Origin of the sequence: Sphingopyxis sp. (assembly GCF_965227415.1) — a bacterium.
GTDB lineage: Bacteria > Pseudomonadota > Alphaproteobacteria > Sphingomonadales > Sphingomonadaceae > Sphingopyxis.
The window spans coordinates 1,541,308-1,565,719 of the sequence record NZ_OZ245749.1; the positions used below are offsets into that span (position 1 = coordinate 1,541,308).

Below are 24,412 nucleotides of genomic sequence, written 5' to 3' on the forward strand. Positions count from 1 at the left end.
TCGGCATAGATGCGCGATATGCGCTAACTTTGGAAAGATTCCGATGCAGGACGACAAGGAACCTCAGGGCAACCCCTGGATGAAGAGCGTGATGATCTGGAGCGGCATCCTGCTTGCCATGCTCCTCGTCGCCTCACTGTTCGGTGGCACCTCCCAGCCGACCGGCACCCCCCTCGCCTATTCCGAGTTCCGCCAGAAAGTGCAGTCCGGTGACGTCAAGGACGTCGTGCTGTCCGAAGACCGGGTGACCGGGACGCTGGCGAATGGCGACCGTTTCAGCGCCAACATCGTGCGCGACCCCGAACTGCTCAAACTGCTCAACGACAATGGCGTCAAATATGATGGCAAGCCGACCGAGACGGGCAACGTCTGGATGTATCTTCTGATCCAGTCGCTGCCCTTCCTGCTGATTCTGGGCATCGCCTTCTTCGTCTTTCGCCAGGTGCAAAAGAACAATGGTTCGGGCGCGATGGGCTTCGGCAAGTCGCGCGCGAAGATGCTGACGGAAAAGCAGGGCCGCGTTACCTTTGACGATGTCGCGGGCATCGACGAAGCGCGTGAAGAGCTCGAAGAAATCGTCGAGTTCCTGCGCGACCCGACCAAATTCTCGAAGCTCGGCGGTCAGATTCCAAAGGGCGCGCTGCTCGTCGGTTCGCCCGGCACCGGCAAGACGCTGCTTGCCCGCGCGATCGCGGGCGAGGCTGGTGTCCCCTTCTTCACCATCTCGGGTTCGGACTTCGTCGAAATGTTCGTCGGCGTCGGCGCCAGCCGCGTCCGCGATATGTTCGAACAGGCGAAACGCAACGCGCCCTGCATCGTCTTCATCGACGAAATCGATGCGGTGGGCCGCCATCGCGGCGCAGGCCTCGGCAACGGCAATGACGAACGCGAACAGACTCTGAACCAGCTGCTTGTCGAAATGGATGGCTTCGAAGCGAACGAAGGCATCATCATCGTCGCTGCGACCAACCGCCCCGACGTGCTCGATCCCGCGCTGCTGCGTCCGGGCCGTTTCGACCGGCAGGTCGTCGTGCCGCGCCCCGATATCGAAGGCCGGCAGAAGATCCTCGAAGTCCACACGCGCAAGAAACCGCTTGCCCCGGACGTCGATCTTCGCCGAATCGCGCGCGGAACGCCGGGCTTTTCGGGCGCCGATCTTGCGAACCTGACCAACGAAGCCGCTCTGCTCGCCGCGCGCAAGGGCAAGCGCCTGATCGCCAGCGATGAATTCGAAGAAGCCAAGGACAAGGTCATGATGGGCGCCGAGCGCCGATCGATGGTCATGACCGAGGACGAGAAAAAGGCGACCGCCTATCATGAGGCCGGCCACGCGCTCGTTTCGCTTCATGTCGAGGGCAACGACCCGCTCCACAAGGTGACGATCATCCCGCGCGGCCGCGCGCTCGGCGTGACGTGGAACCTGCCCGAACGCGACCGCTATTCGATGAACATGAAGCAGATGAAGGCGCGTCTTGCGCTCTGCTTCGGCGGCCGCATTGCCGAACAGCTGATCTATGGCAAGGAAGAGCTCAATACGGGCGCTTCGAACGACATTCAGCAGGCAACCGACATGGCGCGCTCGATGGTCATGGAATATGGCATGTCCGACAAGCTCGGCTGGCTGCGCTACCGCGACAATCAGGACGAAGTGTTCCTCGGCCACAGCGTGTCTCGCGCGCAGAATATGTCCGAAGAAACGGCCAAGCTGATCGACGCCGAGGTCCGCCGCCTCGTCGAGGAAGGCGAGAAGACCGCACGCAAGGTGCTCACCGACAATCTTGACGAACTGCATCTGCTTGCCGGCGCGCTGCTCGAATATGAGACGCTGTCGGGCGATGAATCGCGCCGCGCGATCAAGGGCGAGGATATCGGCCGCGAAAATGATCAGGACAAGTCGGGCACCCCGATGCATGGTCACGCGGGCGGCCTGCCGCAAATCAAGCGCAAGCCGCGGCCGTTCGGCGACGCCAACCCGCAAGGCGTCTGAAGCGCGATTCAGACCTTGTTCATTGATTCGGCACGATTTCGATCCGCATGACCTATCGGGGAATGCGGATCGGATCGGCTATTGCCGCGCTTGGCGCGGGTGCATTGCTGTGCGGCATGGCCCCGGGCGACATGAGCGTTGCCGCCTTCCTTCAGCGCGCGACTTTGCTCGAACGACTGGGCCCGCTCGCGATCGCGACCCCCGACGCCCAATATCTCAAGGGCGAAGTCGTCGCTGCCGGCAAACGCTATAAGGCGCGGATCGATGCCGATCGAAAGGCGGGGCGCAGGACAACGAGCTGCCCGCCCGAGAGCGGTACGTTGACCCCCGAACAATGGCTGACGCACTTGCGCAGCTATCCCGCCCAGTCGCGCAAATCGATCTCGGTCTATTCGGCGTTCGACGGGCTGATGCGGAAGCGCTATCCCTGTCCGGCGTAAAAGGCCGAGGCTCAAGGAGACTGCGATGAAGACCAGGGTTTGCAAGACGGCATTGCTGGCTCTCGCATTGGCGTTCGGCAGCCAACCCGCGATCGCCCAAAATGGCGGCGCATTGACCTCGAAAATCGAGCTCGAAAAGCTGACGCCCACCGCCGAGGGTCAGCCTCCGGCCAAAAGCTATGCCGCGCCCGACGTCGTTGTTCCGGGCGACCGGGTCCGCATCACGCTGACCTTCACAAACGGCGGCGCAGCACCCGCCGCCGGCGTCAATATCGTCAACCCGATCCCCGACGGATTGGTGTTCGATGGAACCGACGACCGCAAGGATTTCACCGTATCGGTCGATGGCGGCAAGACCTTTGGCGCACTGGCCGCGCTTATGGTTACGGGCACTGGCACGGCACCGCGCACCGCGACCGCCGGCGATGTCACGCACGTCCGTTGGCTCTGGACCGAAACCGTGGCGCCCGGCCGGACGCGCTCGGTCGCCTTTTTCGGTAAAGTGAAGTGAATCCTTCAGGCGCGCTGCGGCGATGACGATCTATTGCGACGAATCCGGCGGGCTCAACACCGGCGCGATGACCTTCGCTGCGGTGATGATATCGCCCGAGGCCGCGGCGGCCGTGCATGCGCGTTTCCGCGCGGTTACCGGATTGCGCGGCGAACTCAAGGGCAGCCGGATCAGCCTCACCGAACGGGCCTATCTGCTGGAATTGTTCGATCGTGCCGGCGGCCGGGCCTGGGTCGCTGTTGCAAAGCGCGAAAAGCTGGTTCCGCCGGCCGACGGAAAGCCCCCGACGGACCTCGCGCTTTATGCCGCGTTGCTCGATCTCGCGGTCAGCAGCTGGCTTCCCGAAACGGGCGGCGTGTGCACCGATGTGGTGATCGACGACGGTCGCTATGACCCGCTGATCCTGGGGAGGGTACGCGCAACGATCCAGGCCGGTCTCGCGGGCTGGGGCCGCGCATCGCTCGCCGACAGCCGCCGCTCCGACGGGGTTCAGATCGCCGACGTGATCGCGAATAGTCTGTTCAATATCAAGATTGGTTCGCCGCGCGCGCATCGCATCGGTGTGATCATCGAGCCCCTGGTCGCTTCCCGCGCGATCCGCATCGCCGAACTTACGCACCTTCCGTGAATCAAAAAGGGCCGCGGTTTCCCGCGGCCCCTTTCGCAATAGCCAGTGCGACTTATTCGAAGTCGCTGCCACCGCCCGCCGGGCTGCGCGGCGGCGCAGCGGCGGTAAGGCGAAGGGCTTCGGCCGAACGCGAGATCGAGCTGATTTCATCGGGCGTATCGTCGTCGTCGACGACAACCTTCTGCAGCGATCCAACGAGCGCGTCTTTCAGTTCGCCGGGACGGACCGTCTGCTCGGCAATTTCGCGCAGCGCCACAACGGGGTTCTTGTCGCGGTCGCGGTCGATCGTCAGCTCGGACCCGCCCGAGATTTCGCGGGCGCGGTGGGCCGAAACCAGGACCAGGTCGAAGCGGTTGGGAACTTTGTCGACACAATCTTCGACGGTAACGCGGGCCATATTGTTTCCTTAGATGAGGAGAGGCCAGCCAGAGGCATGGCGGCAAGCGCTGCGCGCTAGCAGGGGCATGCCCGAATGTCAATCAAACCCCTGCCCTTGCGGGGCTCGAGCTGCTCGGCCTATGACCCTTGCATGACGGACGCCGCCGATCCCGCGAGCAACACGCAAAGCTTCAAGGCGGATGTCGCGGATCACCGGTTCGAACTGATCTTCAACGGCGCCGAACGACTCGATCGCCTTCTTTCCCTGATCGGTGGGTCGATCCGCAGCGTCGACATGGTCATGTATATTTTCGAGCATGATGGGGCCGGGAAACGCGTCCTCGACGCGATGACCGCCGCGGCGCGGCGCGGCGTGTCGGTACGCGCCGTCATCGACAGTTTCGGCTCGGGCGATATTTCGGACAATATCTTCACTGCGCTGCGCGAAGCGGGCGGCACGGTGATCTTCTTCTCGCGCCGCTGGCGGTCGAGCTATCTGGTCCGCAACCATCAGAAGCTGATCCTGATCGACGGCGAACATGCAATGACCGGCGGCTTCAATATCGCCGATCCCTATCTCAGCGAGGGGGGCGCGCATTGCTGGTTCGACCTCGGCATCGTCGTCCGTGGTCCGGTGGTCGGCCGCATGGTCCAATGGTTCGAGGAGATTTACGACTATACCGTCAACGATGACGGCAAGCTGCTCGTCCTGCGCCGGCTGATCCGCGAATGGCCGGTCGACAGCGGGCCGGTGACGTGGCTCGTCGGGGGGCCTACCCAACGGCTCTCCCCCTGGGCGCGCGTCGTGCGGAGCGACCTCGAAGGCGCCCGCCGCCTCGATATGGCGATGGCCTATTTCTCGCCGGGCCAGGGCATGCTCCGCCGTCTGGGACGCGTCGCGCGCGCGGGCAAGGCGCGCTTCGTCTTCGCCGCCAAATCGGACAATCCCGCCACGATCGGCGCATCGCGGCTGCTATATGGCTATATCATTCGCCAAAAAGCCACGATCTGGGAATATGAGCCCTGCCGGCTGCACATGAAGCTGATCATCATCGACGATGTCGTCCATATCGGGACCGCCAACTTCGACATGCGCAGCCTGTTCGTGAACGTGGAGGCGATGCTCAGAATCGCCGACGCGGGCTTCGCGCAGAAGATGCGCGATTTCCTGAACGGGCTCGAGCCCGATTGCGACGTGATAACAGCCGACAAGCACAAGGCCCGCGCGAGTTGGCTGACGCGGCTGCGCTGGACGCTCGCCTGGTTCGTCGTCGGCGTTGCGGATTATACGGTGACGCGCCGGTTGAATTTCGGGCTCGGCGAAGTCGATCCTGAGACCGAAATCTAGTCTTTCCAGCCCCAGAAGAGAAAGCAGGGCGGAACATTCACCCATTCGAACGCATTGTCGATGCGCTGGAAATGCACGGCGAGGAAATCGCGTGCGCGGGCACGAAACTGATAGACGAGAAAGGCGCCGCCGGGGCGGATCACGCGATGCGTCGCCGCGGCGATTGCCGGGCCGACACCTGCGGGCAGAGTCGAGAAGGGCAGACCCGACAGCACATAGTCGGCCTGTTCGAAACCGTGCGCACGGACGATCTCTTCGACATCGGCCGCCGAGCCATGCACGGCGATGAAGCGGCTGTCGCGGATGTCCTTGCGTAAATAGTCGATGAAATCGGGGTTGGTGTCGATTGCGATCAGCGTCGCATCTCCCGCCATCTGTTCGAGCACGGGGCGGCAGAAGGTGCCGACACCCGGACCATATTCGACGAACAATTTGGTATTTTTCCAGTCGACCGGCCGCAGCATGTGGCGGATCAGCGTCGGCGAGGACGGTACGATAGATCCGACCATGACCGGGTGCTTGATGAAGCCGCGGACGAACATGCCCCACGGACCGAAAAAGCGCTTCAGCTTCTCGCGGACCCGGCGGGTCAGCGCGATCTTCGATTGGGCGTGCGCCCGCGGATTGGTCATGATGGCTTTCGCGTTGTTGCGGTTGGTCGAATGCGTGGCAAAATCGCGACGTTCGCGCAAGGAAAGAGTCAGTCTTGACTCTGGACAGCGCCTCCTTCGCGTGTAGGGAGACGCTGACCTGCGACGACCAGCGAACGAAAATGAGGGGCAGATGGCGACGACATCGCACAACATTCCCGCAGATCGCATGGCCGTGCTTTTCGCCATCATGCTGGTGGCGGCCGCTGGCAACACGGCGATGCAGTCGATCCTGCCCGCGATCGGCGCAAAGCTGCATATTCCCGACGTGTGGGTCAGCCTTGCCTTCAGCTGGTCGGCGCTGCTGTGGGTGCTGACCGCGCCACATTGGGCACGGCAATCCGACAAGCGCGGGCGCAAGGCGCTGATGGCACTTGGCGTCGTCGGCTTCATGTCGTCGATGCTGCTATGCGGACTGACGTTGTGGGCCGGGCTTCAGGGCTATCTGGCAGCCGGCTTTACCTTCGTCGTTTTTGCCATATTCCGCAGTCTGTACGGCGGGTTCGGATCGGCATCGCCGCCAGCGGTGCAAGCCTATGTCGCCTCGCGCACCGACCCCGATCAGCGCACGCAGGCCCTGTCGCTGGTCTCTTCATCCTTTGGCCTCGGCACCGTTATCGGCCCGGCGATCGCCCCCTTCTTCATCCTGCCCTTCGTAGGCCTTGCAGGCCCCCTACTTGTCTTCGCGCTCATCGGTCTCGCGGTGCTGGTGATGCTGCGCTGGCGGCTGCCCGATGACATGCCCCGCTTCGCCGCGCGCGGCGCGATTGCCGCCTATCCAGCAGCAGGCGCATCCCCCGCCGCCACGGATGACGACAACGAAGACGAGGTGGTCGACCAGTCCGCCGCCGCGGAACCCCCGCTCCGCTGGACCGACCGCCGCGTCCGGCCATGGCTGCTCGCCGGCCTGTTCGGAGGCCAGGCGCAAGCCATGATGCTGGGCGTCATCGGCTTTCTGATCCTTGATCGGCTTCACCTTCGCATGCGCCCCGACGAGGGCGCGGCCATCACGGGAATTGTCCTGATGGCGGGCGCGTTCGCGACGCTGCTTGCGCAATGGGGCCTGATCCCCTTGTTGAAGCTGACGCCGCGGCCGACGGTGCTGGGGGGTGCGGCTCTTGCGATCGTCGGCATCCTGATGACTGGTCTGGCGCAGGACCTGCATGCGATCGTGATCGGCTTTGCGACGAGCTCGCTCGGCTTTGGCCTGTTCCGCCCCGGCTTCACGGCCGGAAGCTCGCTATCGGTGCCGCGCCGCGATCAGGGCGCCGTTGCGGGGATGACCGCGTCGATTAACGGCTCGGCCTATATCGTTTCTCCCGCGATTGGCGTGCTGCTCTATAATTGGCACCCAATGGTCGCTTACGGTCTGATGGCGGGATTTTGCGTCGGGCTGGTGGCGTGGGGCTGGTCCGCGCTGAGGCAGGACCAACCCGCAGCTTAATCCTTCACTGGGTCGTCCGGATGCTTCTGCTCGCGCACGGGTTTCAGCGCACCCGGCGCGAAAAAGCCAATCGGATTGACGCTCATCGCCTGCTGCTTGATCTCGCCCTGGATCTTTTCATAATCCTTTTCCATCGCCTCGGTGACCGACGCGCGTGTATCCTTCAGCGCGGTCTCGAAGTCCTCCATTGTCACCGTGTCGCTGGCAATCGACCGCTTCAGTGCGACCAGCCCGGCGCGGCGCGTCAGATCTTCCAGGTCGGCGCCGGTGAAACGATCGGTCTTGTCGGCGAGCACCGCCAGATCGACATCTTTCGCCAGCGGCATTTTTCCTGTCTGGATTTCCAGAATGCGGCGGCGCCCGTCCTTGTCGGGAACCGTCACATAGATCAGTTCGTCGAGTCGCCCCGGCCGCAGCAATGCTGGGTCGATCAGGTTTGGGCGATTGGTCGCGCCGATGACGACCACCGACTGCATTTCCTCGATCCCGTCCATCTCGGCCAGGATCGTGTTGACGACGCGCTCGGTCACCTGCGGCTCGCCCGACGTTCCGCTGCCACGCGCGGGCACCAGGCTATCGAGTTCGTCGATGAAGATGATCGTCGGCGCCACGGCGCGCGCACGGGCAAACAGGCGCGTGATCTGCTGTTCGCTCTCGCCATACCATTTCGACAAGAGGTCCGATGATTTGATCGAAATGAAATTGGCGTCGGATTCGCGCGCCGCGGCCTTCGCCAGCAAGGTCTTGCCGGTTCCGGGCGGGCCATAGAGCAGAAAGCCCTTCGCTGGACGGATGCCCAGCCGACGAAATGCTTCGGGATGCTTGAGCGGCAGCTCGATCCCCTCGATCAGCTTGTCGCGCGCCGCATCGAGGCCGCCGATGTCGCTCCATCGCGTGCTCGGCGCCTGCACCATCACTTCGCGCATGGCCGATGGCTGGACTCGCTTCAGGGCATTGTTGAAGTCCTCGCGCGTCACCCGCAATTCCTCCAGAACCTCGGGCGGGATCGTCCCTTCTTCCAAATTGAGCTTGGGCATGATCCGCCGCACCGCCTCGATCGCTGCCTCGCGGGTCAGCGCAGCCATGTCGGCGCCGACGAAGCCGAAGGTCGTGCGGGCCAGTTCGGCCAGATCCACATCCTCGGCAAGCGGCATACCGCGCGTGTGGATGCCCAGTATCTCGCGCCGGCCGCTTTCGTCGGGAACACCGATCACGATCTCGCGGTCGAACCGGCCCGGACGCCGCAGCGCCTCGTCGATGGCATCGGGGCGGTTGGTCGCCGCGATTACCACCAGGTTCGCGCGCGGTTCGAGCCCGTCCATCAGCGTCAACAGCTGGGCGACCAGGCGCTTTTCGGCCTCGCCCTGCACTTGCCCGCGCTTTGGCGCGATCGAATCGATCTCGTCGATGAACAGGATCGAAGGCGCCGCCTTTGCGGCCTGTTCAAACACGTCGCGCAGCCGCTTTTCCGACTCGCCATAGGCACTGCCCATGATCTCGGGACCGTTGATCAGAAAGAATTGCGCGTCGCTTTCGTTTGCAACCGCGCGCGCAAGCCGCGTCTTGCCCGTGCCCGGCGGGCCGTGCAGCAAAACGCCGCGCGGCGGATCGACTCCAAGGCGCTGGAACAGTTCGGGATAGCGAAGCGGCAACTCGACCATCTCGCGCAGCTGGTTGATCGTATCGCCCAGTCCGCCGAGATCGTCATAGGTCACGTCGGTGCGCCGCGCGTCCTGCGGCTCCTGAAATTCGGGAAGCAGCTCGACCTCGGTATTTTCGTCGATCGTAACCACGCCCTTGGGGCTCGCCGACACCACGAGCAGGCGAACTTCGGCGAGAGCATAGGCAGGCGCATTAAGCATCTGGCGGAGCTGCGGCGGCATGTCGCCCGACGGCAGGCGCTGCTGGCCCGCGGTCGCGACGGTGTCACCCGCGACGAGCGGGCGGCCGAAGAAACTGCGCTTCAACGCCATGGCAGAACCCTGGAGGCGGAGATTCTCCTGCGCCGGCGCAAACACGACGCGCGTCGCGGGGCGCGTCTCGACGCGGCTGAGCGATACCATGTCGCCGGCACCCGCGCCGGCATTGGCGCGCTGAAGACCATCGAGGCGGATCACCTCGAGCCCCTCGTCCTCGGCATAGAGCAACACCACGCGCGATGCGGTCTGGCGCTTGCCGCTGATCTGGATGACGTCGCCTTCGGTCACACCCAGTTCGGCCATCGCCGAACGCGGAATGCGGGCTATGCCGCCGCCACTTTCCTCGGCACGCGCATTGGCCACCTGCAGTTTGACTGCTTTTTCCTTTACCGCTGCGTCGGCCAAGATGTTTCTCCCGCAAAAAGGTCAGAACGGCAAAGATAGGAGCGTCGTTCCCGATTTTCGAGACCTTCCGGGCACGAGATAGCAATTGCCACTATGTCGCACTGCACAAATTATCTGGCATGTGCGCAAACGCCATGCCATCATTCTTGCCGAGACGAACATGCCACGCCTTCCACCCCTCAGCAGCATGGAGGCCTTTCTAGAGGTCGCCCGCCACGGTACCGTCAAGGCGGCCGCGAGCGAGCTTGGCCTGTCGATGCCTGCCTTGTCTCGGCGCATTCAGACACTCGAGCATGCGGTCGGTCGGCCGCTTTTCAACCGCCATCATCATGGGCTGCGGCTGACCGAGACGGGGCGCGAATTGCAGGACCAGCTCTCGCCGATCCTCGACGATCTTCGCAGCGTCCTCGGCCGAATCGGCAGCCCCGACGCGTCGCTCCGCCTGCATCTCAACGTGCTGCCGCTGTTCGCGCAGCAACGGCTGTTCCCGCGGCTTCCCGAACTGCGGCGCGAACATCCCGAACTGCATATCGACATCGATACGATGTCGCACGCCGAAGCGCGGCTGGGCGAAGGAATCGACGCGGCAATCGCCCTCGCCCGCTCGATCGATCCGGTGCTCTATGCGGCCCGGCTCGACCAGGACCAGGTCTTCCCGATCGCTTCGAAAAAGCTGTTGGACAAAGGTCGCGCGATCACGGTCCCCGAACAGCTGCAGCGCCAGACGATCCTCGTCCACCGCGAAATGCCGGAGACATTCTCCGAGTGGAAGAAGGCCATCGGCATGCCCTATCTGGAACCCGCCGGAGTCGATTATTTCGATTCGGGTCCGCTGATGCTAGAGGCCGCGGCGCAGGGCATCGGCGTCGCTTTCATGCATGGGCATCATTTCGACGACGCGCACGATCCGCGCCTGATCCGCCTGTTCGATTTCGAAGTTGAAAGCCCGTACAGTTACTGGTTCGTCTGCCGCCCGCGCGCGCTCAGGCAACCCGCGGTAAAGCTGTTCCACGACTGGCTGCTGGCGGCGAAGATTTAGGGGAAATGGTGCTGCTGGACAGGATTGAACTGTCGACCTCGTCATTACCAATGACGCGCTCTACCACTGAGCTACAGCAGCAACCGGACACCCGCAAACGCATGTTCGACAGGCAGGCGCGGCCTATGGCGGGGCGCCCTTCGCCTGTCAAGGTGCGAGCTTGACGGCCCAGCGATTTCGCCGCATCGCGCCGATGTGAGCAAGCCGTCATCCTCCGCCGATCTCGAACGCGAGCGCCGTCTGGCCGAAGCGTTGCGCGCCAATCTGCGCAAGCGCAAGGTACAGGCGCGCGAGGCGAAGAGCGAAACTCCGCCTAAAGGCTGACGGTCACCGTTACCTCATCGCCTTCGGTCAATCCTTCCGCTTTGCGCACGGCCGCCTTCACGGGGAGCAGCCAGCCGCCGCTTTCGCGGTGCGGAAACACCGAGGTGCTCCAGCGCGTGTCGCCGATCGCCGCGCAGACCTTCGCCGAGCCGAAGCCCTTGCGCCCATCGAGCCATTGGCCGCCGATCGCCGCAAGCCGGATGCCGTCGGCGACGTCTCCCGAAATCGTCACAAAATACCATGCGGCGGGCGCCGTCCCCGATTGCCAGCGCCAGAGTGGCGCCGTGACGGTGAAATCCTCCATTGCGACTATTTCGCGGCAATTGGTCGGATGGGGACCGGAATGTTGCAGATATCAGCGCCGCCAGCCGGCTTGATGAAGAACGGATCGCGCCGATTGGCCCGCGCATCGGCGTAGCGCGCAAAGCTATCGCTATCGTTCGACAGATATTCGAACCTCGGCTGCTCGGCGGCGGGAAGCTCGCTCGCCAGCCGGATCGACTGGATAGGTACCCGCTCCGCCTCATTCTCGTAGAAACCGAGTGCGCCGGTCCCGCGCGGCAGGCTCGACAGATTCTCGATGCCGCTGATCACGCGGCCGACGACCGCGATATTGCGATCGAGATGGCGCGGCGCGTGGCCGATGACGGTGTAGAGTTCGGCGCCGCTGCCGGTGTCGGGCGACATATTCCGGCCGACGCCAACCGCGCCGTAGCAATGGACGGGCCAATATTCTGACTGCGGTCCGCCCGCGATCGGCCAGCCGTCCGCAAAGCCCACGACGCCCGTATAGGCGTCTTCAGCCTTGTCGAAGGGCGGCGGCAGAGGCGGGCCCTTCAGCTTCTTGTTGATCATGAAAGCGCGGCCCATGAACGACGAGACATTGGCAAAGCCCGCAATCGACCGCGTGACATACGCGCTCTCGGGAACCGTGGCCAAACCCTCGGGCAGCGCCTTCTTCTCGGTCGCATCGCCCCACTGGGCGACATAATTGTCCTGCACCCGATTGACGCTGGTCCCGTCCCACCAGTGCGCGGCGGCGAGCTTGCGGATGTTGCCGATCCAGCCCTGGCTGAACGGCGCGGGCATCAGCTGGATGACGACGCGGCGCGGCGTGCCCTTTGCATCGGGCGCGAGGTCCATCACGAGCAGGTCGGAGGGCGCTATCGCGGTCCAGTCTTTCGCGGGCGCGCTCGTAGCGATCTCGCCGGGCGACGGGATCGGAGCGGGCTCCTGAGCAGAGGCGGGAAGGACGAGCGAAGCGGCGACCGCCGCCAGGAGCAGATGTTTCATGGCGGTCTGTCTGCCACGCCCATCCGACTTGCGAAAGCCCCGCCAAGCGATTAGGGCGCCCCTTCCAAGCATGCGGAGCGGTGGCCGAGTGGTCGAAGGCGCTCGCCTGGAAAGTGAGTATACGTCAAAAGCGTATCGTGGGTTCGAATCCCACCCGCTCCGCCATAAACCTCTTAATCAAGATCTTCATTCGGCCCGATCGGAGCCCACACAGCCCTGCCTGCATGACGGCGCTCGCCTGTGTTTTTCAGGGGTTCTGGAGTGTCCAGAGAGAAATGGTGCCCAGAAGAGGACTCGAACCTCCACGACCTTGCGATCGCCAGCACCTGAAGCTGGTGCGTCTACCAATTCCGCCATCTGGGCACGGGGTAGGAGCGGGCGCTTAGCGGCGGGGTGGTCGGCTTGTCAACCGCGCTGCAGGGGGGCGTCGCATATTTTATCTGGGAAATGCCGATTTCGCGTACACATAGGCCCTGCCCCTTGCCCAGACCGGCGCTTCGCGGCATGGGAAGCGCATTCGGCGCGGCGGCGCGCGACCACAGAATCGGATACGGACGGACATCATGCAGAAGCTGGACGGACAATTGATCACCGTACTGGGCGGCGGCGGCTTTCTGGGCCGTTATGTCGTCCAGAAACTGCTCGCGCGTGGCGCGCGCGTTCGCGTTGCGGAGCGCGAACCGCGCAAGGCCGTGTTTCTGAAACCGCTCGGCGGGCTCGGCCAGACGCAGTTCGCTGCCGCCGACGTGCGCGATCCGGCAAGCATCGCGCGCGCGGTCGCGGGCAGCGACGCGGTGATCAATCTCGTCGGCGCGTTCGACGACATGCACGCCGTGCAGGCCGACGGCGCCGGCCATGTCGCGGCAGCCGCGACAGCCGCCGACGTCCGGACGCTCGTCCATATCTCCGCGATCGGCGCCGACAGCGAAAGCCCGTCGGCCTATGGCAGAAGCAAGGGCGATGGCGAGACTGCGGTACGCCGCGCCTTCCCCCAGGCCGCGATCATCCGGCCGTCGATCATCTTTGGCCGCGAGGATCAGTTCATCAACCGCTTCGCCGCGATGATCCGCTTTGCGCCGATTATTCCGGTCGTCGCACCGAAAACGAAATTCCAGCCGGTCTACGTCGGCGACGTCGCCGACGCGGTGGTCGCGGCGCTCGGCGACAGCGCCGCGGGCCAGACCTTCGAGCTCGGCGGGCCGCAGGTGCTGACGATGCTCGAGTTGCAGCAATGGATCGCCGCAGAGACGGCGCGCAAGCCGCTGTTCGTCGAGCTTCCCGATGTCGTGTCGTCGGCCATAGCCACCGGCTTCGGCTGGGCGCCGGGCGCGCCGATCACCAAGGACCAGTGGCTGATGCTTCAACGCGACAATGTCGTGACGCACGGCGCCAAGGGCCTCGGCCAGCTCGGGGTTACGCCGACCTCGCTCGGCTCGGTCGCCGAAGGCTGGCTCGTCCAGTACCGCCGCAACGGACGCTTCGCCCAAACGGCTTGAAGAATCCCGTTCAGCCGCCTCTGGCGAATCCCGCAGAAGCTGCTACCCCGTACGCGGGGTCGCATCTTGAATAGCGGGGGACGCTGATGCGATATGGGGGAATGACCGCGCTGGTCGCGGTTTCGATGTTGCTTGCCGGGTGCGACATTACACCGGCGGATCTGCACGGGTTGCCAAAGGATGCTGCCGAGCGCGCGACCGTTTGCGGACGCGCGGCGCTCGCTTATACTGCCGCAGGAAGCGGCAAGGGCGCGACCGAGGAAAAACGCCGGCAGGATTTGCTCCAGAAAGTCGTCGACGCGACGAATTTCTTCAGCGCGACCGGGCTCGACGATGCAAAGGGCAAGGCGCTTCTCGGCGATCTCAAGGCGACGTTGGCAGGTGGCAACTGGCTTGCGACGCTCAACAATTGCAAGGCGGCCTATGCACTCGGCGACGCCGAGCCGTTGCCGAAGCTGCCCGACGATCCAGAGACAAAGCCCGCCGCCTGCGCTGCGGTCGCAGTCGCCTCGGCGTTTGGCGACGGCACGATGGATATTGCGACAATCCAGAAGAAGGTGCTGACCAATCCGCAGTCCTCCTATTTCCTGATCGCCGCGGCAGGGCAGGATGGCGGGCTCGCCGCTGCGCAGAATGCCATGGCCTCGCAGATCGAATGGGCAATCGGATCGGGCGCGGTCGGGCCGCTGACCGATGCGTGTCTCAAGGAATATCCCAAGGCCGCGGCGACCACTGCGGTCGCCCTACCCGCCGACGCTGGCCAAGCGGCCGCGGCGTGCAGCTTCAGCGTCGGGCTATTCCGCGAGATGACGGGCACCGAAGGCGACACGGCCAAGGCGGTACAAAAGAAGATGGCGACCGCGAACGTGATTCCTGATCTGGAACTCGCGACGAGCTCCAAAAAGCTGATCGCGCAGGCGCTGGATCTTGGCCCGCCGGCCAATGTGCTGAAAGCATGCGACGCGCGCTTCAAATAGCGGCTGGAAAAACCGGCCTGCGCTGCGTAGGTCTGCAAAGGGACAGGGGCGTCCGGCATTTGTCGGGCGCCCCTTCGCTTACGTGAACTTTCGAATGGGAACCGCATGAGCATCTGGCTGACCGCGATCATCCTCGGCATCGTCGAAGGACTGACGGAATTCCTCCCCGTCTCGTCGACGGGCCACCTGATCCTCGCGACCGAACTGCTCGGCTATGACGCGTCGAAATGGGCGGTGTTCAACATCGCGATTCAGCCGGGCGCGATCCTTGCGATCGTGGTGCTTTACCGGAAACTGTTCTGGGACATGTTTACGGGCTTTTTCCGTCGCGATCCGGTGGCGATCGCCTTCGTTCGCAACCTGCTGCTCGCCTTCATTCCGGCCGTCGTCCTCGGCTTGGCCTTCGGCGACTATATCGAGACATTGCTGGAGAACGCCGTCGTGGTCGCCTGGGCGCTGATTATCGGCGGCATCGGCATATTGCTTGTCGAACGCTTTGCAAAGCCCAAGGAAAGCGGCGGTGTCGCGGAGCTGTCGGTGCGCCAGTCGATCATCGTCGGCCTCGTCCAGTGCATCGCGATGATCCCGGGCGTCAGCCGTTCAGGGGCGACGATCATGGGCGCGATGGCGCTTGGTATCGATCGCAAGACCGCTGCCGAATTCAGCTTCTTCCTCGCGTTGCCGACGCTGACCGGTGCAACCGTGCTGCAACTTGCCAAGCACCATGACGCCATCACCAGGAATGACATCGGGCTGATCGCGGTCGGGGCCTTCGTGTCCTTCCTCGTCGCATGGGCCGTGATCAAGGCGTTCCTCGCGGTGGTCACCCGCTATGGCTTTGCGCCCTTCGCCTGGTATCGAATCATCGTCGGCATCGCCGTGCTTGCATGGCTCGCCGCTAGATAGGGCCGGTATTTTACTATTTGCGAAAGATAATTGCGCAGCGCGCAAAATTGCGTCCTGCTCGCCGAATTTAAGGTCAGTATTATTGACCTATATCGCATTTCGTCCGTGACAGGCGCTTTCCGGCCATGCAATCGCCCCTTTCCAGAAGGGGATATCGCATGGCTTCCGATCGCATGCTCCAGTTTGTGGAGCGTGACCAATCCTATCCGGACAAGCGTTCCGCCGAGGAGCGCGCACGGGATTTCCGCGAAATCGCCGAGCGCTATGCGGCGCCCGACGCCGATGCGCAGTCCGCGCGCTGTTCGCAATGCGGCGTCCCCTATTGCTCGGTGCACTGCCCGCTGCACAACCACATCCCCGACTGGCTGCGCCTGACCGCCGAAGGGCGGCTGCGCGAAGCTTATGAACTGAGCAACGCGACCTCGACGATGCCCGAAATCTGTGGCCGCATCTGCCCGCAGGACCGCCTGTGCGAAGGCAATTGCGTGATCGAATTTTCGGGCCACGGTGCCGTGACCATCGGCAGCGTCGAGAAATATATCACCGACACCGCCTGGGCCGAGGGCTGGGTCGAGCCGGTCCACCCGGGCAAGCCGACGGGCCAGTCGGTCGGCATCATCGGCGCAGGCCCCGCGGGGCTGACCGCCGCCGAATATCTGCGCGTTCAGGGTCATGAGGTCCATGTCTATGACCGGCACGATCGCGCAGGCGGCCTCCTGACCTATGGCATCCCCGGCTTCAAGCTTGAGAAGGATGTCGTGATGCGCCGCGTCGAGCGGCTCGAAGCGGGCGGAATCCATTTCCACCTCGGCTTCGCAGTCGGCGAGGATGCGACGCTCGACAAGCTCCGGCAAAAGCATGACGCGATCCTCGTCGCGACCGGCGTCTATAAGGCGCGCGAGATCAATGTTCCCGGCAATGCGGCCACGGGCGTGATCGCAGCGCTCGACTATCTGATCGCGTCGAACCGCAAGGGATTTGGCGACGAGGTTCCGGCATTCGACGACGGCAGCCTCGATGCGAAGGACAAGCATGTTGTCGTGATCGGCGGTGGCGACACCGCGATGGACTGCGTTCGGACGGCCGTGCGGCAGGGCGCGAGATCGGTGAAATGCCTTTATCGCCGCGACCGCGACAATATGCCGGGATCGCAACGCGAGGTCGCCAACGCCGAGGAAGAAGGTGTCGAGTTTGTCTGGCTCTCTGCCCCCGAAAGCTTCACCGCTGACAAGAGCGTCAAGCAAGTCGCGGTCGCCGGCATGCGCCTCGGCGCGCCCGACGCGAGTGGCCGCCGCAGCCCCGAGATCGACCCCGGCCGAACGTTCGACCTGCCCGCCGACATGGTGATCAAAGCGCTCGGCTTCGATCCCGAAGAATTGCCCCACCTTTTCGGGGCGCCCGACTTGTCGGTCACACGCTGGGGCACGCTGCGCGTCGATCATCAGACGATGATGACCAGCCTGCCGGGCGTTTTTGCGGCGGGTGACATCGTCCGCGGCGCCAGCCTGGTCGTCTGGGGCATCCGCGATGGCCGCGATGTCAGCGAGCAAATGGCAAAGTGGTTGAAAGTTAAGGCCGAAAGCGAAAAGAAGGCAGCATGACCAACAGGGGAAGGACCATGCCAATGTCAAACTGGAAATATATGCTGCTTGCCGGCGCCGTCGCGATCGTGCCCGCGCACGCTTTTGCTGCACCGAAGAAGGAAGCGCCGCTTGCCGAAGTCGTCGCGCCTGCCGCCGAGGAAAGCGAACAGAGCGAGGCGACCAACAAGGCCGCGATGGCCGACGCCAAAGCCAAGATGCAGAAGGAAATCGACGAAGCGATCAAGCTGATCGAAAAGATCTTCGGCGTCGACAAGCTTCCCGCGGTTCCGCCGGCGCAGCTCGCGCTGGCGCGGCAGACGACGACCGCGCTCGTCCCGCCGGGCAGCCTCGCGAAGATGGTCGACAACATGTACGGCAAGTTTTTCAAGGGCCTGATGGGCGAGCTTGGCGGCATGTCCGACCTGATGCTGTCGATCAAGACCGGCGTCGAAAGTGAAAAGATCGCTGCCCTCGATGACAAGAGCAAGGCGGCGATCGCCGATCTGTTCGACCCCCATCGGGCACAGCGCGAGGAGCAGGTGACGAATGTCATCAAGCCGCTGATCACCGAAGCGCTCGGCGATATGGAAGGCCCGATGCGCAACGGCATGGCTTATGCCTATGGCCGCAAATTCAGCGCGCAGCAGCTGACCGAAATGAATGCCTTCTTCGCGACCCCGACCGGCAAAGCCTATGCCGACGAGTGGATGGCGCTGCAGGCCGATCCCGAAGTGATGCTCGCGATGGTCAAGGCGGTGCCGCCGCTGATCAACAAATTCATGGATCGCGGACCCGAGATCGAAGGCAAGCTGAAAGACCTGCCAAAGGAACGGCAGCTTTCCGACCTTTCCGACGCCGAACTCGCAAAGCTAGCCAAGCTGATGAAGGTCGATGTCAAAGTGCTGAAGGAACAGCGCGACCAGTGGAACACGCCGGTCGAAGAAACCGATACGATAGAAGCGGCCGCCGACGGAGCTTTCGCGGACGATTCAGCTACAGCCGCCGCCGACGCTGCTGCGTCAGCGGCCGATGCAGCGGGTGACTGGGATCCTGCCTACGACCGCGAAAACTGGTCCGAAGCCGATCGCACGCGCGTCGAGGAACTCGAGGCATCGGCCAGCGAAGCCTCGTCCGCCGCTTACGACGCCGAACAGGCTGCCATCGCGAACGCGCGCAAAAAGCCGACATCCAGGAAATAGCCGGCCGCGGCCGTCAGGAAGATCGACATGACCCACTACCCCACCCCCGAACACGCGCGCCTTGCCGCCGACGGCATGTATCGCCCCGACCTTGAATCCGATGCCTGCGGCGTCGGCATGGTCGCGGCGACCGACGGCAAGGCCTCGCGCCGCGTCGTCGAGGCCGCGATCGAGGCACTGCGTGCAGTCTGGCACCGCGGCGCGGTCGATGCCGATGGCAAGACCGGTGACGGAGCGGGCATCCATGTCGATCTTCCTGTCCGCTTCTTCGACGACGCGATCGCGGCGTCAGGGCACAAGGTGCGCCCGAACCGCCTCGCGGTCGGCATGGTCTTCCTGCCGCGCACCGATCTGGATGCACAGGAGCATTGCCGCACGATCGTCGAGTCCGAGATCATCGACGCGGGCTTCACAATCTATGGCTGGCGCCAGGTGCCCGTCGATGTGTCGGTGATCGGCGACAAGGCGCAGCGCACGCGTCCCGAGATCGAGCAGATCATGATCGCAGGGCCCCTGCCCGACGAACAGTCGCTCGCCGAGTTTGAAAAGCAGCTGTATCTTGTTCGCCGCCGGATCGAGAAAAAGGTGATCGCCGCGCAGATCGCCGATTTCTACATCTGCAGCCTGTCGGCGCGCTCGATCATCTACAAGGGCCTGTTTCTCGCCGAGAGTCTCGCGGACTTTTTCCCCGACCTCACGAACAAGCTGTTCGAGAGCCGCGTCGCGATCTTCCACCAGCGCTATTCGACCAACACCTTCCCGCAATGGTGGCTGGCTCAGCCGTTCCGCACGCTTGCCCATAATGGCGAGATCAACACGATCCGCGGCAACAAGAACTGGATGAAGAGCCACGAGATCAAGATGGCCAGCCTCGCGTTCGGCGAGCATTCGGAAGACATCAAGCCGGTGATCCCTGCGGGCGCATCCGACACCGCGGCGCTCGATGCCGTGTTCGAAACGCTCTGCCGCGCCGGCCGCGACGCGCCGACGGCAAAGTTGATCCTTGTTCCTGAGGCGTGGGGCGAAGATGCCGAAATGCCCGACGCGCACCGCGCGATGTACAATTATCTCGCCAGCGTCATGGAGCCGTGGGACGGCCCCGCCGCGCTCGCGATGACCGACGGCCGCTGGGCGGTTGCGGGCATGGACCGCAACGCGCTGCGCCCGCTGCGCTATACGCTGACCGCCGACAACCTGCTCGTCGTTGGCTCCGAAAGCGGCATGGTCCTCCTCCCCGAAGCGAGCATCCGCAAGAAGGGCCGCCTCGGCCCCGGCCAGATGATCGCGGTCGATCTCGACGACGGCACCCTCTATGAAGACCGCGCGATCAAGGACAAGATCGCTGGCACGCACGACTATGGCACGCGCGTGAAGGGCTTCCGCACGATGGCCGATCTGCCGAAGGGCGGAAAGGCCACGCTGCCGACTTTCGACCGCGCCGAACTCCTCCGCCGCCAGGTCGCCGCCGGGCTCACGATGGAAGACATGGAGCTCATCCTTGCGCCCATGGTCGAGGATGCGAAAGAAGCGATCGGGTCGATGGGCGACGACACGCCGCTCGCGGTCATTTCGGACAAGCCCCGCCACGTCGCGCAATTCTTTCGCCAGAATTTCAGCCAGGTCACCAACCCGCCGATCGACTCCTTGCGCGAACGGCATGTGATGAGCCTGAAGACGCGCTTCTCGAACCTCGCGAACATCCTCGACGAAAAGGGTCAAAGCCCGCACGTCCTCGTGATCAATTCGCCCGTCCTCGTCGGCGAAGATTGGGATCGGCTGCGCGCGTATTTCGGCGATGCCGTTGCCGACATCGACTGCACGTTCAAGGTCGGCGGCGATGCGTCGACGCTGCGCGAAGCGATCGCCCGCGTCCGCCGCGAGGCCGAGGATGCCGTCCGCGCCGGGCGCAGCGAATTGTTCCTCTCTGATCAGGCTATCGGTGAAGACCGCGTCGGCATGGCGATGGTCCTCGCAGCCGCTGCCGTCCACACGCATCTCGTGCGCAAGGGCCTGCGCAGCTATGCCTCAATCAACGTGCGCTCGGCCGAAGTGCTCGACACCCATGCCTTCGCGGTGCTGATCGGCGTCGGCGCAACGACGGTGCAGGCCTATCTCGCCGAAGCCGCGATCGCCGACCGCTGGACCCGCGGCTTGTTCGGCGGCGAACTGTCGCTCGACGATTGCCGCCTGCGCTTCCGCAAGGCGATCGACGACGGCCTGCTCAAGATCATGGCGAAGATGGGGATCGCGGTGATCTCCAGCTATCGCGGCGGCTACAACTTCGAAGCCGTCGGCCTCAGCCGCGCGCTCGTCAACGACCTGTTCCCAGGCATGCCTGCAAAGATTTCGGGCGAGGGCTATCAGTCGCTTTTCATCAACGCGACCGAGAAGCATGAGGCGGCCTATGATGCGCGCGTCACGACGTTGCCGATCGGAGGTTTCTACCGCCAGCGCGCCGGCGGCGAGACACACGCCTATTCCGCACAACTGATGCACCTGCTGCAAACTGCGGTCGCCACCGACAGTTATTCGACTTATCTGCAGTTCGCGCGCGGCGTCGCCGATCTGCCACCCGTCTATCTGCGCGATCTGATGGAGTTCAACTACCCGTCGCAGGGCGTCGCGCTCGACAGCGTCGAGGCGATCACCGAAATCCGCAAGCGCTTCGTCACCCCCGGCATGTCGCTGGGTGCGCTCTCGCCCGAGGCGCATGAGACGCTGGCGATCGCGATGAACCGCATCGGCGCCAAAGCGGTGTCGGGCGAAGGCGGCGAAGCAAGCGAGCGCTATCAGCCTTATGCCAATGGCGACAATGCCAACAGCAACATCAAGCAGATCGCGAGCGGCCGCTTCGGCGTCACCGCCGAATATCTGGGCGCGTGCGACGAGATCGAGATCAAGGTCGCGCAGGGCGCCAAGCCCGGCGAAGGGGGCCAGTTGCCCGGCTTCAAGGTCACCGAATTCATCGCGCGCCTGCGCCACTCGACGCCGGGCGTGATGCTGATCTCGCCCCCGCCGCATCACGACATCTATTCGATCGAGGATCTGGCGCAGCTGATCTATGACCTGAAACAGATCAATCCGAAGGCGCGAGTCTGCGTGAAGCTCGTCAGCTCGGCGGGCATCGGCACCGTCGCAGCGGGCGTCGCCAAGGCGCATGCCGACGTGATCCTAGTCGCGGGCAACACCGGCGGCACCGGCGCCTCGCCGCAGACCAGCGTCAAATATGCCGGCACGCCCTGGGAAATGGGCTTGTCGGAAGTCAACCAGGTCCTCACCCTCAATGGCCTGCGCCATCGCATCCGACTGCGCACCGACGGCGGGCTCAAGACCGGACGCGACATCGTCATCGCCGCCATTCTCGGCGCCGAGGAATATGGCATCGGTACGCTCAGCCTCGTCGCGATGGGCTGCATCATGGTGCGCCAGTGCCACAGCAACACCTGCCCCGTCGGCGTCTGCACGCAGGACGAGAAACTGCGCCAGAAATTCACCGGCAGCCCCGAGAAGGTCATCAACCTGATGACCTTCATCGCCGAGGAAGTGCGCGAAATCCTCGCCAAGCTTGGCTGCCGCAGCCTCGACGAGGTGATCGGCCGCACCGAATTGCTGCGTCAGGTCAGCCGCGGCGCCGAGCATCTCGACGACCTCGACCTCAACCCGATCCTCGCCAAGGTCGACGCGCCCGACGATCAGCGCCGTTCGCAGGGGCCCAGCTTCCGCAACCCGGTGCCCGACAGCCTCGACGCGCAGATCCTGGGCGATGCCAAGCCGCTGTTCGAGCGCGGGGAGCGCATGCAGCTGACGTACAACGTCCGCAACACGCACCGCGCGGTCGGCACCCGCCTGTCGGCCGAGGTCACCGCCCGCTTCGGGATGAACGGCCTTGCCGACAATCATGTCCAGGTGCGCCTGCGCGGCACCGCTGGCCAGTCGCTCGGCGCTTTCCTGTGCAGCGGTATCACATTGGAAGTGTTCGGCGACGCGAACGACTATGTCGGCAAGGGCCTGTCGGGCGGCCGCATCATCGTGCGCCCCACCGTGTCGAGCCCGCTCGTCAGCCAGCACAACAGTATCATCGGCAACACCGTCCTCTATGGCGCGACCGCAGGAACCCTGCTTGCCGCAGGCCAGGCCGGCGAGCGCTTTGCGGTTCGCAACTCGGGCGCGAAGGTCGTCGTCGAAGGCTGCGGCGCGAACGGCTGCGAGTATATGACCGGCGGCACCGCAGTGATCCTTGGCCCCGTCGGATCGAACTTCGGCGCCGGGATGACCGGCGGCATGGCGTTCATCCTCGACATCGACGGCAGCTTCGAGCGCCGCGCCAATGGCGAATCGATCGTCTGGCAGCGGCTGGCAAGCGCGCATTGGGAAAGCGTCCTCAAGCATTTGGTCGAGGATCATGCGAAGGCCACGGGCAGCAAATGGTCGAACGAGATCCTTGCCGACTGGGACCGCTGGCGGGGTCAGTTCTGGCAGGTCTGCCCGAAGGAAATGCTCAGCCGCCTCACGCATTCGCTGAACGAAGAAGAGGTCGAGGTCGTCGCGGCGGAGTAGACCGGGGAACATCCACCGCGCCAACCTCTCGTTCCGCCGCATCCGATGATCCCATTCAGCCCCGCGAAAGCGTCGCCGATCTAATGGAGCCGTTTGGAATCCTGCATCCCGAAAGGATGACGCCATGCGCTTGACCCCCAATCTGACCTGGGCTGCCCTTCCGCTGCTCGCCCTCGCCGCGCCGATGCCCGCATTGGCCGCCGATCGCGAAGTATCCGGCGCCGTCGCGACGCTCAACGACCCGGCGGCACAAGAGCGCATGGCCGATACCGTCACCGCGCTCGTCGGCGCTCTGATGCAGATGCAGGTCGGCCCGCTCGCCGAAGCCGTCGCGAAAGTCGACCCCGAATCCGATGCCGCCTATATCCCGCGCGACGCGACCGTCGGCGACATCGCCGGTCGCGACCCGCATTATGCCGAGCGGATGGGCGCGGACGTTCGCGCCGGCACGCGCATGGCGGGGCAGGCTGCCTCCGCGTTCGCCGCCTATGCGCCTGTGCTCAAGGACATGGCGCGCGACCTCGCCGCGCAGTGGGAACGCGAACGCGCCGCAGCGCGCCGCTAGCCTATTGCTCCACAGCGCTGCGTCCATAGCCGTTGCGCGCAGCGCCCGCCTGCCGCTATGCGGGGTGCATGTGGCAACTCTACCAATTTCCGCTTTGTCCTTTCTCGCGCAAAATCCGGCTTCTGCTGGGGGAGAAGGGCGTCGGCTATGAATTGGTGCGCGAATCGCCGTGGGAACGTCGCGACGAATTCATCGATCTGAACCCGGCGGGGCGCACCCCCGTGATGGTCGATCAGGCGCGCGGCCAGGTGCTGATCGACAGCAGCGCTATCGCCGAATATTTCGAGGAAACCGTCGAAGGCAAGGCGATGATCAACGGCACCGCCGCGAACCGCGCCGAGATTCGCCGCCTGACCGCCTGGTTCGACCATGATTTCTATTTCGAGGTCACTGGCCCCCTGCTGTTCGAGCGGATGCAAAAGCGCATCGTGCATCGCCAGCCACCCGACGGCGGCGCGCTACGCGAAGCGATGAAGGCGGCAAACCAGCATCTCGACTATATCGACTATCTGATCGACCACCGCACCTGGCTCGCCGGAGCGACGATGAGCCTCGCCGACCTGGCAGCTGCGGCGCATATCTCGGTCGCCGATTATCTGGGCGGTATCGACTGGACGGGGCATGAGCAGACCAAAGGCTGGTACTCGGGCCTGAAATCGCGGCCTTCCTTCCGACCGCTTTTGGCGGAGCGCATGGAGATCGTGACGCCGCCCAAATATTATGAGGATGTGGATTTTTGACGCGCCACGGAATGCGAAGCGTT

General features: G+C 64.1%; 21 protein-coding genes and 3 tRNA genes. 17 read left to right on the forward strand and 7 right to left on the reverse strand.

Features of this window, described 5'->3' with window-relative positions; translation table 11 throughout:
• The first annotated feature begins 43 nt into the window (after positions 1-43).
• Genes ftsH through ACO055_RS07490 form a run of 4 tightly spaced genes read left to right on the forward strand, consistent with a single transcriptional unit; the run spans position 44 to position 3,566 of the window.
• Positions 44-1,987 (forward strand): ATP-dependent zinc metalloprotease FtsH, encoded by a 1,944-nt coding sequence (gene ftsH, locus ACO055_RS07475; protein WP_422061962.1) that lies wholly within the window; start codon positions 44-46, stop codon positions 1,985-1,987.
• 47 nt (positions 1,988-2,034) lie between these two features.
• Positions 2,035-2,427 carry a hypothetical protein gene (locus ACO055_RS07480; protein WP_422061963.1) on the forward strand — a complete coding sequence of 131 codons (393 nt, stop codon included), beginning with the start codon at positions 2,035-2,037 and terminating at the stop codon, positions 2,425-2,427.
• Positions 2,428-2,452: 25 nt separating this feature from the next.
• Positions 2,453-2,938 carry a hypothetical protein gene (locus tag ACO055_RS07485; protein WP_422061964.1) on the forward strand — a complete coding sequence of 162 codons (486 nt, stop codon included), beginning with the start codon at positions 2,453-2,455 and terminating at the stop codon, positions 2,936-2,938.
• A gap of 22 nt (positions 2,939-2,960) precedes the next feature.
• Positions 2,961-3,566 carry a DUF3800 domain-containing protein gene (locus ACO055_RS07490; protein WP_422061965.1) on the forward strand — a complete coding sequence of 202 codons (606 nt, stop codon included), beginning with the start codon at positions 2,961-2,963 and terminating at the stop codon, positions 3,564-3,566.
• Between the two features lie 52 nt (positions 3,567-3,618).
• Here ACO055_RS07490 and rpoZ read toward each other — a convergent pair whose 3' ends face one another.
• A complete protein-coding gene (gene rpoZ / locus ACO055_RS07495) occupies positions 3,619-3,963 on the reverse strand; it encodes a DNA-directed RNA polymerase subunit omega (RefSeq protein ID WP_422061966.1) in 345 nt (114 codons plus the stop codon).
• A 132-nt stretch (positions 3,964-4,095) separates the two neighbouring features.
• Here rpoZ and ACO055_RS07500 point away from each other — a divergent pair, with 132 nt between their 5' ends.
• Positions 4,096-5,292, forward strand: a complete 1,197-nt coding sequence (locus tag ACO055_RS07500; protein WP_422061967.1) for a phospholipase D-like domain-containing protein — start codon at positions 4,096-4,098, stop codon at positions 5,290-5,292.
• On the opposite strand, the gene ACO055_RS07505 is transcribed toward ACO055_RS07500, so the two are convergent.
• The gene (locus ACO055_RS07505) at positions 5,289-5,924 is read right to left on the reverse strand and encodes a class I SAM-dependent methyltransferase (protein ID WP_422061968.1); all 636 of its coding nucleotides are present in this window, start codon (positions 5,922-5,924) and stop codon (positions 5,289-5,291) included. The genes ACO055_RS07500 and ACO055_RS07505 overlap by 4 nt on opposite strands.
• A 187-nt stretch (positions 5,925-6,111) precedes the next feature.
• Here ACO055_RS07505 and ACO055_RS07510 point away from each other — a divergent pair, with 187 nt between their 5' ends.
• Entirely contained in the window at positions 6,112-7,386 is a 1,275-nt protein-coding gene (locus tag ACO055_RS07510; RefSeq protein ID WP_422061969.1) for an MFS transporter, read from the forward strand.
• Here the strand turns inward: ACO055_RS07510 and ACO055_RS07515 are convergent.
• A complete protein-coding gene (locus ACO055_RS07515; protein ID WP_422061970.1) occupies positions 7,383-9,710 on the reverse strand; it encodes a CDC48 family AAA ATPase in 2,328 nt (775 codons plus the stop codon). The two genes, ACO055_RS07510 and ACO055_RS07515, sit on opposite strands and share 4 nt — an antisense overlap.
• Before the next feature lie 160 nt (positions 9,711-9,870).
• Here ACO055_RS07515 and ACO055_RS07520 point away from each other — a divergent pair, with 160 nt between their 5' ends.
• Complete coding sequence (locus ACO055_RS07520; RefSeq protein WP_422062439.1) at positions 9,871-10,749, forward strand: LysR substrate-binding domain-containing protein; 879 nt, start codon at positions 9,871-9,873, stop codon at positions 10,747-10,749.
• 6 nt (positions 10,750-10,755) lie between these two features.
• Here the strand turns inward: ACO055_RS07520 and ACO055_RS07525 are convergent.
• Positions 10,756-10,830: transfer RNA gene (locus ACO055_RS07525), tRNA-Thr, on the reverse strand.
• Positions 10,831-10,944: 114 nt separating this feature from the next.
• Here ACO055_RS07525 and ACO055_RS07530 point away from each other — a divergent pair.
• The gene (locus ACO055_RS07530; protein ID WP_422061971.1) at positions 10,945-11,073 is read left to right on the forward strand and encodes a hypothetical protein; all 129 of its coding nucleotides are present in this window, start codon (positions 10,945-10,947) and stop codon (positions 11,071-11,073) included.
• Here the strand turns inward: ACO055_RS07530 and ACO055_RS07535 are convergent.
• Complete coding sequence (locus ACO055_RS07535; RefSeq protein WP_422061972.1) at positions 11,063-11,377, reverse strand: DUF1905 domain-containing protein; 315 nt, start codon at positions 11,375-11,377, stop codon at positions 11,063-11,065. The genes ACO055_RS07530 and ACO055_RS07535 overlap by 11 nt on opposite strands.
• 5 nt (positions 11,378-11,382) lie before the next feature.
• Positions 11,383-12,366: a peptidylprolyl isomerase gene (locus tag ACO055_RS07540; protein ID WP_422061973.1), complete on the reverse strand. Its 984-nt coding sequence runs from the start codon at positions 12,364-12,366 to the stop codon at positions 11,383-11,385.
• A gap of 74 nt (positions 12,367-12,440) precedes the next feature.
• Here ACO055_RS07540 and ACO055_RS07545 point away from each other — a divergent pair.
• Positions 12,441-12,531: transfer RNA gene (locus ACO055_RS07545), tRNA-Ser, on the forward strand.
• 111 nt (positions 12,532-12,642) lie between these two features.
• Here the strand turns inward: ACO055_RS07545 and ACO055_RS07550 are convergent.
• Positions 12,643-12,729 (reverse strand) — tRNA-Leu (locus ACO055_RS07550).
• 200 nt (positions 12,730-12,929) lie between these two features.
• Between ACO055_RS07550 and ACO055_RS07555 the strand changes: the two genes are divergently transcribed.
• From ACO055_RS07555 to ACO055_RS07590, 8 genes are all read left to right on the forward strand, one after another.
• Positions 12,930-13,862, forward strand: a complete 933-nt coding sequence (locus ACO055_RS07555) for a complex I NDUFA9 subunit family protein (RefSeq protein WP_422061974.1) — start codon at positions 12,930-12,932, stop codon at positions 13,860-13,862.
• Between the two features lie 101 nt (positions 13,863-13,963).
• On the forward strand, positions 13,964-14,839 hold the full coding sequence (locus ACO055_RS07560) for a hypothetical protein (protein WP_422061975.1): 876 nt from the start codon (positions 13,964-13,966) through the stop codon (positions 14,837-14,839).
• Between the two features lie 105 nt (positions 14,840-14,944).
• The gene (locus tag ACO055_RS07565) at positions 14,945-15,745 is read left to right on the forward strand and encodes an undecaprenyl-diphosphate phosphatase (RefSeq protein WP_422061976.1); all 801 of its coding nucleotides are present in this window, start codon (positions 14,945-14,947) and stop codon (positions 15,743-15,745) included.
• A gap of 158 nt (positions 15,746-15,903) precedes the next feature.
• Complete coding sequence (locus ACO055_RS07570) at positions 15,904-17,346, forward strand: NAD(P)-dependent oxidoreductase (protein ID WP_422061977.1); 1,443 nt, start codon at positions 15,904-15,906, stop codon at positions 17,344-17,346.
• A 23-nt stretch (positions 17,347-17,369) separates the two neighbouring features.
• Positions 17,370-18,527, forward strand: coding sequence for a DUF2059 domain-containing protein (locus tag ACO055_RS07575; protein WP_422061978.1), 1,158 nt, complete (start codon positions 17,370-17,372; stop codon positions 18,525-18,527).
• A gap of 27 nt (positions 18,528-18,554) precedes the next feature.
• Positions 18,555-23,084 (forward strand): glutamate synthase large subunit, encoded by a 4,530-nt coding sequence (gene gltB, locus ACO055_RS07580; RefSeq protein ID WP_422061979.1) that lies wholly within the window; start codon positions 18,555-18,557, stop codon positions 23,082-23,084.
• Between the two features lie 124 nt (positions 23,085-23,208).
• The gene (locus ACO055_RS07585) at positions 23,209-23,649 is read left to right on the forward strand and encodes a hypothetical protein (protein ID WP_422061980.1); all 441 of its coding nucleotides are present in this window, start codon (positions 23,209-23,211) and stop codon (positions 23,647-23,649) included.
• Between the two features lie 68 nt (positions 23,650-23,717).
• The gene (locus tag ACO055_RS07590) at positions 23,718-24,389 is read left to right on the forward strand and encodes a glutathione S-transferase family protein (protein ID WP_294038385.1); all 672 of its coding nucleotides are present in this window, start codon (positions 23,718-23,720) and stop codon (positions 24,387-24,389) included.
• Positions 24,390-24,412 lie beyond the last annotated feature (23 nt).

Bases quoted from the DNA above. Each gene is read 5' to 3' on its own strand.
- ftsH (WP_422061962.1), top strand. From the start codon at position 44: ATGCAGGACGACAAGGAACCTCAGGGCAACCCCTGGATGAAGAGCGTG.
- ACO055_RS07480 (WP_422061963.1), top strand. From the start codon at position 2,035: ATGACCTATCGGGGAATGCGGATCGGATCGGCTATTGCCGCGCTTGGC.
- ACO055_RS07485 (WP_422061964.1), top strand. From the start codon at position 2,453: ATGAAGACCAGGGTTTGCAAGACGGCATTGCTGGCTCTCGCATTGGCG.
- ACO055_RS07490 (WP_422061965.1), top strand. From the start codon at position 2,961: ATGACGATCTATTGCGACGAATCCGGCGGGCTCAACACCGGCGCGATG.
- rpoZ (WP_422061966.1), bottom strand. From the start codon at position 3,963: ATGGCCCGCGTTACCGTCGAAGATTGTGTCGACAAAGTTCCCAACCGC.
- ACO055_RS07500 (WP_422061967.1), top strand. From the start codon at position 4,096: ATGACGGACGCCGCCGATCCCGCGAGCAACACGCAAAGCTTCAAGGCG.
- ACO055_RS07505 (WP_422061968.1), bottom strand. From the start codon at position 5,924: ATGACCAATCCGCGGGCGCACGCCCAATCGAAGATCGCGCTGACCCGC.
- ACO055_RS07510 (WP_422061969.1), top strand. From the start codon at position 6,112: ATGGCCGTGCTTTTCGCCATCATGCTGGTGGCGGCCGCTGGCAACACG.
- ACO055_RS07520 (WP_422062439.1), top strand. From the start codon at position 9,871: ATGCCACGCCTTCCACCCCTCAGCAGCATGGAGGCCTTTCTAGAGGTC.
- ACO055_RS07535 (WP_422061972.1), bottom strand. From the start codon at position 11,377: ATGGAGGATTTCACCGTCACGGCGCCACTCTGGCGCTGGCAATCGGGG.
- ACO055_RS07540 (WP_422061973.1), bottom strand. From the start codon at position 12,366: ATGAAACATCTGCTCCTGGCGGCGGTCGCCGCTTCGCTCGTCCTTCCC.
- ACO055_RS07555 (WP_422061974.1), top strand. From the start codon at position 12,930: ATGCAGAAGCTGGACGGACAATTGATCACCGTACTGGGCGGCGGCGGC.
- ACO055_RS07560 (WP_422061975.1), top strand. From the start codon at position 13,964: ATGACCGCGCTGGTCGCGGTTTCGATGTTGCTTGCCGGGTGCGACATT.
- ACO055_RS07565 (WP_422061976.1), top strand. From the start codon at position 14,945: ATGAGCATCTGGCTGACCGCGATCATCCTCGGCATCGTCGAAGGACTG.
- ACO055_RS07570 (WP_422061977.1), top strand. From the start codon at position 15,904: ATGGCTTCCGATCGCATGCTCCAGTTTGTGGAGCGTGACCAATCCTAT.
- ACO055_RS07575 (WP_422061978.1), top strand. From the start codon at position 17,370: ATGTCAAACTGGAAATATATGCTGCTTGCCGGCGCCGTCGCGATCGTG.
- gltB (WP_422061979.1), top strand. From the start codon at position 18,555: ATGACCCACTACCCCACCCCCGAACACGCGCGCCTTGCCGCCGACGGC.
- ACO055_RS07585 (WP_422061980.1), top strand. From the start codon at position 23,209: ATGCGCTTGACCCCCAATCTGACCTGGGCTGCCCTTCCGCTGCTCGCC.
- ACO055_RS07590 (WP_294038385.1), top strand. From the start codon at position 23,718: ATGTGGCAACTCTACCAATTTCCGCTTTGTCCTTTCTCGCGCAAAATC.